The 2500-nt window shown below is 55.2% G+C and carries 1 protein-coding gene and 2 rRNA genes (1 of these 3 cut by a window edge); 2 read left to right on the top strand and 1 reads right to left on the bottom strand.

All coding sequences use genetic code 11. The annotated features are described in order from the left end of the window. Nucleotides 1-1830: ribosomal RNA gene (locus tag ACFFP0_RS32050) — 23S ribosomal RNA — on the top strand (it extends 1128 nt beyond the left edge of the window). A 15-nt stretch (nucleotides 1831-1845) separates the two neighbouring features. Here ACFFP0_RS32050 and ACFFP0_RS32045 read toward each other — a convergent pair. Then, nucleotides 1846-2145, bottom strand: coding sequence for a hypothetical protein (locus ACFFP0_RS32045; protein WP_377266292.1), 300 nt, complete (start codon nucleotides 2143-2145; stop codon nucleotides 1846-1848). Here ACFFP0_RS32045 and rrf point away from each other — a divergent pair. Then, nucleotides 2134-2248 (top strand): 5S ribosomal RNA (gene rrf / locus ACFFP0_RS32040). The genes ACFFP0_RS32045 and rrf overlap by 12 nt on opposite strands. Nucleotides 2249-2500: the final 252 nt, after the last annotated feature.

Genomic DNA, 2500 nt, shown 5'->3' with positions numbered 1-2500 from the left:
GACACACGGCGGGTGCTAACGTCCGTCGTGAAGAGGGCAACAACCCTGACCTCCAGCTAAGGTCCCCAAGTCATGGCTAAGTGGGAAAGGATGTGAGGATCCCAAAACAACCAGGATGTTGGCTTAGAAGCAGCCATCATTTAAAGAAAGCGTAACAGCTCACTGGTCTAAATAAGGGTCTTTGCGCCGAAAATGTAACGGGGCTGAAGCCATGCACCGAAGCTGAGGCTTACGATCTTCTAACGAAGACGTAGGGGTAGCGGAGCGTTCCGTAAGTCTGAGAAGGCGGACCCGTGAGGGCTGCTGGAGATATCGGAAGTGCGAATGTTGACATGAGTAACGACAAAGAGGGTGAGAGACCCTCTCGCCGAAAGACCAAGGGTTCCTGCTTAAAGTTAATCTGAGCAGGGTTAGCCGGCCCCTAAGACGAGGCAGACATGCGTAGTCGATGGGAACCACGTTAATATTCGTGGGCCTGGCGGTGGTGACGGATCGCTTAGCTTGTTCACTCTTATTGGATTGAGTGGGCAGGGACGCGGTTCCAGGAAATAGCCCCGCCTTATAGACCGTACCCGAAACCGACACAGGTGGTCAGGTAGAGCATACCAAGGCGCTTGAGAGAACTATGTTGAAGGAACTCGGCAAATTGCACGCGTAACTTCGGAAGAAGCGTGACCCCAATTTACGCAAGTATTTTGGGGTGGCACAGACCAGGGGGTAGCGACTGTTTATCAAAAACACAGGGCTCTGCGAAGTCTAAAGACGACGTATAGGGTCTGACGCCTGCCCGGTGCTGGAAGGTTAAGAGGAGGGGTGCAAGCTCTGAATCGAAGCCCCAGTAAACGGCGGCCGTAACTATAACGGTCCTAAGGTAGCGAAATTCCTTGTCGGGTAAGTTCCGACCTGCACGAATGGCGTAACGACTTCCCCGCTGTCTCCAACATAGACTCAGTGAAATTGAATTCCCCGTGAAGATGCGGGGTTCCTGCGGTTAGACGGAAAGACCCCGTGCACCTTTACTATAGCTTTACACTGGCATTCGTGTCGGCATGTGTAGGATAGGTGGTAGGCTTTGAAGCGGGGACGCCAGTCTTCGTGGAGCCACCCTTGAAATACCACCCTTATCGTCATGGATGTCTAACCGCGGCCCGTCATCCGGGTCCGGGACAGTGTATGGTGGGTAGTTTGACTGGGGCGGTCGCCTCCGAAAGAGTAACGGAGGCGCGCGATGGTGGGCTCAGACCGGTCGGAAATCGGTCGTCGAGTGCAATGGCATAAGCCCGCCTGACTGCGAGACTGACAAGTCGAGCAGAGACGAAAGTCGGTCATAGTGATCCGGTGGTCCCGCGTGGAAGGGCCATCGCTCAACGGATAAAAGGTACGCCGGGGATAACAGGCTGATGACCCCCAAGAGTCCATATCGACGGGGTTGTTTGGCACCTCGATGTCGGCTCATCGCATCCTGGGGCTGGAGCAGGTCCCAAGGGTTTGGCTGTTCGCCAATTAAAGCGGTACGTGAGCTGGGTTCAGAACGTCGTGAGACAGTTCGGTCCCTATCTGCCGTGGGTGCAGGAATATTGACAGGATCTGTCCCTAGTACGAGAGGACCGGGATGGACATATCTCTGGTGGACCTGTTGTCGCGCCAGCGGCATAGCAGGGTAGCTATATATGGACGGGATAACCGCTGAAGGCATCTAAGCGGGAAACCCCCCTGAAAACGAGTGTTCCCTATCAGGGCCGTGGAAGACGACCACGTTGATAGGCCGGGTGTGGACGTGCAGCAATGCATGAAGCTTACCGGTACTAATAGCCCGATCGGCTTGATCGTTCTCATTGTTCATGCTCATCGAGCGTTGCTCGATGATGCATTGACTTCTGTCCTGACGGCGTACGCGAACCTTTGGTTTGCTGCCTGCGGACGGCCCGCGCATACGGTATTTTGCTTGAAAGCAAAAACCGGGGCGCGACGGCCTCTGGCCTGTATGGGTGCCGAACGCACCGATGCGGTACGGAAGGCTCCATTGACGTGTTCAAAAAGACCAATCACCACCGACGATCCACCAACAACCGTCGGAGTGAACCAGCTTCTCAACTTGCCGATCCAGAAAATCGGCACATTGCCCTTAGTTGACCTGGTGGTCATGGCGGGGTGGCTGCACCCGTTCCCATTCCGAACACGGCCGTGAAACACCCCTGCGCCAATGGTACTTCATCTTAAGATGCGGGAGAGTAGGTCGCTGCCAGGTCTATTAAAGGCAATGCCGTGCAAAACGGAACTCAGTCTTCTCGATACGAAACCTAACGGCCCCTGGCCGACCCAAAGGGCCGCAATGCGGCCTTTCCTGCTTTGCAGAATAATGCGGGACAAAGCCTCGGTGCGTCCCTGACAGAACCAAGGCACGGACCGATCTGGTGCCATGGGAACACGAGACAAATCGCCTTCGGCAATTTGCTCGGAAGTGGGCATCACAGATACGCTGTGATGCCGCCGTGACAAA

Origin of the sequence: Neorhizobium puerariae (genome assembly GCF_042429745.1) — a bacterium.
Taxonomy (GTDB): Bacteria; Pseudomonadota; Alphaproteobacteria; order Rhizobiales; family Rhizobiaceae; genus Neorhizobium; species Neorhizobium puerariae.
This window is presented reverse-complemented; position numbering and strand designations above follow the sequence as displayed.

Excerpts from the sequence above, each read along its gene's own strand:
- ACFFP0_RS32045 (WP_377266292.1), bottom strand. The coding sequence starts at position 2,145 with ATGACCACCAGGTCAACTAAGGGCAATGTGCCGATTTTCTGGATCGGC.